This is a genomic window from Pseudomonas emilianonis (assembly GCF_023072625.1).
Taxonomy (GTDB): Bacteria; Pseudomonadota; Gammaproteobacteria; order Pseudomonadales; family Pseudomonadaceae; genus Aquipseudomonas; species Aquipseudomonas paraveronii.
Genome location: NZ_JAKNRV010000259.1, coordinates 1 through 7,476, shown reverse-complemented (window position 1 = coordinate 7,476; position 7,476 = coordinate 1). Strand labels below are relative to the sequence as shown.

Genomic DNA, 7,476 nt, shown 5'->3' with positions numbered 1-7,476 from the left:
TGATCGTGCTGAGGCACCTTAAAACGCAGGTGTACGAGCGCAAAACTGGCCAAGGCGGCCAGACGCTCGGTGAAGCGCAGTTTGAACAGTGTTTGCGCCATCCTGAGCACCCACGGTGATAGGGCGATCTGGGTCTGGCTCAGGCCATGGTTACGCACCAGCTCCAGCGGCGCGGCGGTCCAGAACAGGCTGAAGGTGGCAAACATGCAACCTTGATAAAAGGCGCGCTGGCGCAGCAGCGGTTGTTCGCGCAGCAGGGTGCCGAGGGAGCGCAGCAATTGGCCATAGCTGGCGCTGTGGTCGGGCTGGCGCTTGGGGATGGTCATCAGCAAGACCACGCTGATAACGGCCATCAACGCGGCGGCGGCCATGAACATTGCACGCCAGCCGAAGTGGTCGGCGACGACGCTGGACACCGGCCGTGCCAGCAGAATACCCAGCAACAGGCCGCCCATGATGCTGCCGACCACGCGGCCACGGGACTCGGCAGGTGCCAGGTGCGCCGCCAGCGGGATCAGGATCTGCACCGACACCGAACTGAAACCGATCAACAACGACACCAGCAGGAACAGGTTCGGTTGCTCGGTAAACGCCGCGGCCAGCAGGCTGGCGATGGCGATCACCGTGGTGCTGATCATCAACTTGCGGTTTTCCAGCAAGTCACCCAGGGGCACCAGGAAAAACAGGCCCAGGGCGTAGCCGATTTGTGTCAGCGATACGATCAGGCTGGCCATCGCAGGCGTCAGGCCGATGTCCGGTGCGATCAGTTCGATGATCGGCTGCGCGTAGTAAATGTTGGCGACGATGGCGCCGCAGCAAAACGCAAACAGCATCACCATCCCGCGGGTCATGGTGCTCGTAGCGTGGGGAGTAGCGTTCATGGTGTTCTCATAAAAGCGAAGGAAGATGGCGAGCGAGAGTAAAGACAAGACTCGACGGCGAGTAGGCTGTTGGCGGTGATATCACTCATGCCGTGAAATGATGACTGAAGCCTTGGCGTTGGCTTCGAGCCCCCATGATACATTCAGACACACCTGCCGAAACAGGCCATCCGGCAGCCTGAGGATCACGCTTAACACCAAACAAATGTGGGAGCTGGCTTGCCTGCGATGTGGACACCCCGGTGTATCAGACACACTCGGGTGACGCTATCGCAGGCAAGCCAGCTCCCACACGTGCTCGCCTTCCTTCAGTGGGCGCGGCTTACTGCCCGCTGTAGATCTGGTCAAACACCCCGCCATCGTTGAAGTGGGTTTTCTGCACGGTGCGCCAGTCGCCAAAGGTCTTCTCGACCGACAGGAAGTCGACTTTCGGGAAACGATCGGTGTACTTGGCCAGCACTTTCGGATCACGCGGGCGCAGGTAGTTGTTGGCCGCGATTTCCTGGCCTTCCGGCGACCACAGGTACTTCAGGTAGTCTTCGGCGACTGCACGCGTGCCTTTCTTCTCGACCACTTTGTCCACCACCGTGACCGGCGGCTCGGCTTCGGCGGAGACGCTTGGGTAGATCACTTCGAACTGATCGCGGCCGAATTCGCGGGCGATCATTTCCGCTTCGTTTTCAAAGGTCACCAGCACGTCGCCGATCTGGTTGGTCATGAACGTCGTGGTGGCGGCACGGCCACCGGTGTCCAGCACGGGCGCTTGTTTGAACAGCTTGCCGACAAAGGCCTTGGCCTTGTCTTCGTCGCCACCGTTCTTCAGCACATAGCCCCAGGCCGACAAGTAGGTGTAGCGGCCATTACCTGAGGTTTTCGGGTTGGGCACGATCACTTGCACGCCATCTTTGAGCAGGTCCGGCCAGTCTTTCAGGGCTTTCGGGTTGCCCTTGCGCACGATAAACACGGTGGCTGAGGTGAACGGCGCGCTGTTGTTCGGCAAGCGTGTGACCCAGTTGTCCGGCACCAGTTTGCCATTGTCGGCCAGGGCGTTGATGTCGGTGGCCATGTTCATGGTGATCACATCAGCCGGCAGGCCGTCGATCACCGAGCGCGCTTGTTTGCTGGAGCCGCCGAAGGACATCTGCAAGGTCAGCTTGTCGTTCGGGTGCTCGGCTTCCCAGTGTTTCTGGAAGGCGGCGTTGTAGTCCTTGTAGAAATCGCGCATCACGTCGTAGGAGACGTTGAGCAGAGTGGTCGGTGCGGCCTGGGCGACGCCGGCCAGTGCGAGGCCTGCAGCCAGGAGAGAGGCGCTAACGAGTTTTTTCACTGCTCATTCCTTGTTGTTCGAGAGTAGAGAGAGGCACTGTGCCAGCGACTATAGCCGGGGGTGCATAGTCGTTTAAAGATTAAAAAGAACTTTGCTTATTCCTGTTTCTTAAACAGCGCGTTGCCACACCGCGAACAAAACGCCGCGTTCGCGTCATGGGTGTTTTTCTTGCACACCGGGCAGTCCGTTTGCAACTGTTCACCGCGCATGGCATTGGCCAGTTCGGCGGTGAAAATCCCGGTGGGCACGGCGATGATCGAGTAACCGGTGATCATCACCAGCGACGAAATCACCTGGCCCAGCGGCGTCTTGGGCACGATGTCGCCAAAGCCCACGGTGGTCAGGGTCACGATCGCCCAGTAGATGCCCTTGGGGATACTGGTAAAGCCGTGCTCCGGCCCTTCGATCACATACATCAAGGTGCCGAACACCGTCACCAGGGTGCAGACGCTGAGCAGGAACACCACGATCTTCTGCTTGCTGCCGCGCAACGCCGACATCAGGTAGTTGGCCTGCTTGAGATACGGCCCGAGTTTCAGCACCCGGAAGATCCGCAGCATGCGGATGATGCGGATGATCAGCAGGTACTGGGCGTCGCTGTAATACAGCGCGAGGATGCCGGGGACGATGGCGAGCAAGTCCACCAAGCCATAGAAACTGAAGGCATAGCGCAACGGCTTGGGCGAGCAGTACAGCCGCAGGCCGTACTCGATGGCGAAGATGACGGTGAAGCCCCACTCGATGTAGGCCAGCACGTTGGCGTAGTTGTCGTGGACTTCCTGAATGCTGTCGAGGATCACCACCACCAGGCTGGCGAGAATGATCAGCAGCAGGGTGCTGTCGAAACGCCGCCCGGCGGGCGTGTCGCTCTGGAACACCATGACGTAGAGACGCTGGTGCCAGTCGTTGTTGCTGTCCATAACTCTCGCCCATGTCGGATATCGGGCAAGCCTAGGGGGATTCGAACGGGCTGTCCACGCAGGCGTTGTGCCGCATTCGGCGGCCGGTGCTGCTGGATAATCTGGCTGAACCCGGGGTTGCGCATGATGCGTAAGTCAATGAGCCCGAGTTGTCCTCATCGCAGGCAAGCCAGCTCCCACACTGGCTCGCATTTCATCGCGCGCTTACTGATCGCGAATCGAAAAATTCGCCATATGCTCCAGCCCCTTGATCAGCGCCGAATGGTCCCAATTACCGCCACCGAGGGCGGTGCAGGTGCTGAACACTTGCTGGGTGCCGGCGGTGTTCGGCAGGTTGATCCCCAGCTCCTTGGCCCCGGCCAGCGCCAGGTTCAAATCCTTCTGGTGCAGATTGATGCGAAAGCCCGGATCGAAGGTGCCCTTGATCATACGTTCGCCGTGCACTTCAAGGATCTTCGACGCGGCGAAGCCGCCCATCAGCGCTTCACGCACCTTGGCCGGGTCGGCGCCGTTTTTCGCGGCGAACAGCAGCGCTTCAGCCACCGCCTGGATGTTCAGTGCGACGATGATCTGGTTCGCCACTTTGGCGGTCTGGCCGTCGCCGTTGCCGCCGACCAGGGTGATGTTCTTGCCCATGCTCTGGAGCAGCGGCAAGGCACGCTCGAAGGTCTGCGGCTCGCCGCCGACCATGATGCTCAAGGTGCCGGCCTTGGCCCCGACTTCACCGCCGGACACCGGCGCATCGAGGTACTGCGCGCCGGTCTGGTTGATCCTCGCGGCGAACGCCTTGGTCGCAGTGGGGGAGATCGAACTCATGTCGATCACCACTTTGTTCGGCGACAGACCGGCGGCCACGCCATCGGCGCGGAACAGCACGTCATCGACCTGCGGGGTGTCGGGCACCATGACGATGATGAATTGCGCTTCCTGGGCGACTTGCTGCGGGCTGGCCAGCGCGATGGCGCCGGCCGCGATCAACTCGGCTGGCGCCTTGCCGTGGTGTTCGGACAAGAACAGTTGATGACCGGCTTTCTGCAGGTTGGCGGCCATGGGTTGGCCCATGATGCCGGTGCCGATAAATCCGATTTTAGCCATGAAGAAATCCTCTTTTTATTAGATAGAGCGCGGTCTGCCAAACACATGGGGTCCAAATGTGGGAGGGGGCTTGCTCCCGATAGCGGTCTTTCATTCAACCTGTGTGTTGACTGAACACCGCTATCGAGAGCAAGCCCCTCCCACTTTTTGGTTTCGTGTTGTGCCTCTCAGATCGCGTTGTGGGTCTTGAGCCAACCCAAACCTGCTTCGGTGGTGGTCAACGGCTTGTATTCACAACCAACCCAACCCTGGTAACCGATGCGGTCCAAATGCTCGAACAGGAAGCGGTAGTTGATCTCCCCGGTCCCCGGTTCGTTGCGCCCCGGGTTATCCGCCAGTTGGATATGGTTGATCTCACTCAAGTGCGCGGCCAAGGTCCGGGCCAGATCACCTTCCATGATTTGCATGTGATAGATGTCGTATTGCAGGAACAGATTGTCACTGCCCACCTGTTCGCGAATCGCCAGGGCCTGCGCGGTGTTGTTCAGGTAGAACCCAGGGATGTCGCGGGTGTTGATTGCTTCCATCACCAGCTTGATACCCACCGCTTGCAGCTTGTCGGCGGCGTATTTGAGGTTGGCGACAAAGGTCTTTTCTACGGTGGCATCGTCCACGCCTTGTGGCCGGATACCTGCCAGGCAGTTGACCTGGGTGTTGCCCAGCACCTGGGCGTAGGCGATGGCCAGGTCGACCCCGGCGCGGAATTCTTCGACCCGGTCCGGGCGGCACGCCAGGCCCCGTTCGCCCTTGGCCCAGTCGCCGGCCGGTAGGTTGAACAACACTTGGGTCAGGCCATTGGCGTCCAACTGCGCCTTGATTTCGGCGGAGTTGAATTCGTAGGGGAACAGGTACTCGACGCCTGCGAAGCCGGCATCGGCGGCCGCTTTAAAACGAGCGAGAAAATCCTGTTCGGTGAACAGCATGGACAGGTTGGCGGCAAAGCGCGGCATAAGGTTCTCCTTAATCGAGCAGGGAAATGGCAGTCGGCGCATCGTTGCCGACCAGGGCCAGGTCTTCGAATTCATTGACGGCGTTGATCTCGGTGCCCATGGAAATATTGGTCACGCGCTCCAGAATAATCTCAACGATCACCGGAACCTTGAATTCTTCGAGCATTTCCTGGGCGCGGCGCAGTGCCGGCTGGATCTGGCCCGGCTCGAACACGCGCAGGGCCTTGCACCCCAGGCCTTCGGCGACCGCGACGTGGTCGACGCCATAGCCGTTGAGTTCCGGAGCGTTGAGGTTGTCGAAAGACAACTGCACGCAGTAGTCCATTTCGAACCCGCGCTGGGCCTGGCGTATCAATCCCAGGTAGGAGTTGTTTACCACCACGTGAATATACGGCAGCTTGAACTGCGCACCCACGGCCAGTTCTTCGATCATGAACTGGAAGTCATAGTCGCCGGACAGCGCCACCACCTTGCGGCTCGGGTCGGCCTTGACCACGCCGAGCGCCGCCGGGATGGTCCAGCCCAACGGGCCGGCCTGGCCGCAGTTGATCCAGTGGCGTGGCTTGTAGACGTGCAGGAATTGCGCGCCGGCAATCTGCGACAGGCCGATGGTGCTGACGTAGCAGGTGTCTTTGCCGAACACCTGGTTCATTTCTTCGTACACCCGTTGCGGCTTGACCGGCACGTTGTCGAAGTGCGTCTTGCGCTGCAGCGTGGCCTTGCGCTGCTGGCAGTCATGCAGCCAGGCGCTGCGGTCCTTGAGTTTGCCGGCGGCTTTCCACTCGCGGGCGACTTCGATGAACATCGTCAGTGCCGCACCGGCGTCGGAAACGATGCCCAGGTCCGGGGTGAACACGCGGCCGATTTGCGTCGGCTCGATGTCGACGTGGATAAATCTACGCCCCTCGGTGTACACCTCCACCGAACCGGTGTGGCGGTTGGCCCAACGGTTGCCGATGCCGAGTACCACGTCCGATTTCAGCAGCGTCGCGTTGCCATAACGGTGGGAGGTTTGCAGGCCGACCATGCCCACCATCTGCGGGTGATCGTCGGGGAGGGTGCCCCAGCCCATCAAAGTCGGGATTACCGGGATGCCGGTCAGCTCGGCGAACTCCACCAGCAGGTCGCTGGCATCGGCATTGATCACGCCGCCACCGCTCACCAGCAGCGGGCGTTCGGCCTGGTCGAGCAGGGCCAGGGCTTTTTCCACCTGGATGCGCGTGGCCAGCGGTTTGGCCAGGGGCAACGGTTGGTAGGCGTCGATGTCGAATTCGATCTCGGCCATCTGCACGTCGAACGGCAGGTCGATCAGCACCGGGCCAGGGCGGCCGGAACGCATTTCATAAAAGGCTTTCTGGAACGCATACGGCACCTGGCCGGGTTCGAGGACGGTGGTTGCCCACTTGGTCACCGGCTTGACGATGCTGGTGATGTCCACGGCCTGGAAATCTTCCTTGTGCATCCGCGCCCGGGGGGCCTGGCCGGTGATGCACAGGATCGGAATCGAGTCGGCCGAGGCGCTGTACAGACCGGTGACCATGTCGGTGCCCGCCGGGCCCGATGTGCCGATGCACACGCCGATATTGCCAGCCTTGGTGCGGGTGTAGCCCTCGGCCATGTGCGAGGCGCCTTCAACATGGCGAGCAAGGATGTGATCGATGCCACCCACCTTCTGCAAGGCCGAATACAGCGGGTTGATCGCGGCGCCTGGGATACCGAAGGCGGTGTCGACCCCTTCGCGGCGCATCACCAGAACGGCGGCTTCGATTGCTCTCATTTTGCTCATTGTTTTGGTGCCTCTTGCGTTTTGTAATTGTATACAAGTGGTGTTTGATTGAAGTGTATTCACGGCGAGCGCCACAGGTCAATGCATTTTATTCAGCAGTCTCTGCGTTCGTCTGAACGCCTTTTCTGGGCTTGTTTTTCGATATTTGGTAAGTTTATACGGAATTTTTGTATACAAAAAATAAATACATTGTGTTCTATTTGTTGTATTCAGTATCTGTTCAAACAGAGCCAACGGCTTTCCCATAACAAGATAAGGACGGCACCCATGAGCGCTTTAACCTTGAAAGTCGCAGTCAACCTGGCCGGCCAGGCCCTTGCCGCAGGCCGCGCCATCGTCGCAGCACCGCTGACCATTGCCGTGCTCGACGGCGGCGGCCACCTGATCACCTTGCAACGGGAAGACGGCGCCAGCCTGCTGCGCCCGCAGATTGCCATCGGCATTACCAGGCGCGTATCGACAAGATTTACGCCACCTACAACGCCTCGCTCTCTTCCGCCGCATAACCCCGCCAAAC

The 7,476-nt window shown here is 60.1% G+C and carries 7 protein-coding genes; 1 reads left to right on the top strand and 6 read right to left on the bottom strand.

The genetic code is table 11. From position 1 onward, the window contains the following. The 6 genes from L9Z73_RS21495 to gcl all read right to left on the bottom strand — a co-directional run. Positions 1–881, bottom strand: an 881-nt coding sequence (locus L9Z73_RS21495; RefSeq protein ID WP_247405192.1) for an MFS transporter, incomplete at its 3' end; no start/stop codon positions are given. Between the two features lie 322 nt (positions 882–1,203). Next, positions 1,204–2,208: a sulfate ABC transporter substrate-binding protein gene (locus L9Z73_RS21490; protein ID WP_247405191.1), complete on the bottom strand. Its 1,005-nt coding sequence runs from the start codon at positions 2,206–2,208 to the stop codon at positions 1,204–1,206. Between the two features lie 95 nt (positions 2,209–2,303). Beyond that, positions 2,304–3,128 (bottom strand): ion transporter, encoded by an 825-nt coding sequence (locus L9Z73_RS21485; protein WP_247405189.1) that lies wholly within the window; start codon positions 3,126–3,128, stop codon positions 2,304–2,306. Positions 3,129–3,332: 204 nt separating this feature from the next. Next, entirely contained in the window at positions 3,333–4,223 is an 891-nt protein-coding gene (locus L9Z73_RS21480) for a 2-hydroxy-3-oxopropionate reductase (RefSeq protein ID WP_247405187.1), read from the bottom strand. A gap of 167 nt (positions 4,224–4,390) precedes the next feature. After that, positions 4,391–5,173: a hydroxypyruvate isomerase gene (hyi, locus tag L9Z73_RS21475; protein ID WP_247405185.1), complete on the bottom strand. Its 783-nt coding sequence runs from the start codon at positions 5,171–5,173 to the stop codon at positions 4,391–4,393. 10 nt (positions 5,174–5,183) lie between these two features. Beyond that, positions 5,184–6,959 (bottom strand): glyoxylate carboligase, encoded by a 1,776-nt coding sequence (gcl, locus tag L9Z73_RS21470; RefSeq protein WP_247405183.1) that lies wholly within the window; start codon positions 6,957–6,959, stop codon positions 5,184–5,186. A gap of 267 nt (positions 6,960–7,226) precedes the next feature. Here gcl and L9Z73_RS21465 point away from each other — a divergent pair. Next, positions 7,227–7,476 (top strand): heme-binding protein (locus tag L9Z73_RS21465; RefSeq protein ID WP_247405181.1); only part of this gene is annotated, 250 nt, incomplete at its 3' end.